Annotated in this window: 1 protein-coding gene; it reads right to left on the bottom strand. The window is 46.7% G+C overall.

Annotated elements, in window-relative coordinates; genetic code table 11:
* A partial coding sequence (locus HJY11_RS13795) for a PEP/pyruvate-binding domain-containing protein (protein ID WP_208076482.1) occupies nucleotides 1-229 on the bottom strand: 229 nt, incomplete at both ends.

The raw sequence follows: 229 nt of genomic DNA, 5'->3' as shown, positions 1-229 counted from the left end.
ACATGCAATCTTCAAAGCAGCCTGAGCTGTTCTCTTACCGTTACGTGTCTGAAGCATGTACAGTTTACCGTGCTCTACAGTAAACTCCATATCCTGCATATCTCTGTAGTGTGTCTCCAGAGTCTTGCATACTTCTTTGAACTGTTTGAACGCTTCCGGGAATTTGTCTTCCATCTCGGAAATGTGCATCGGAGTACGAACACCGGCAACAACGTCTTCTCCCTGTGCG

Origin of the sequence: Bittarella massiliensis (ex Durand et al. 2017), from assembly GCF_017566145.1 — a bacterium.
Taxonomy (GTDB): domain Bacteria; phylum Bacillota; class Clostridia; order Oscillospirales; family Ruminococcaceae; genus Bittarella; species Bittarella massiliensis_A.
Note: the sequence above shows the minus strand (reverse complement) of the source record. Positions and strands in the feature narration are given on the sequence as shown.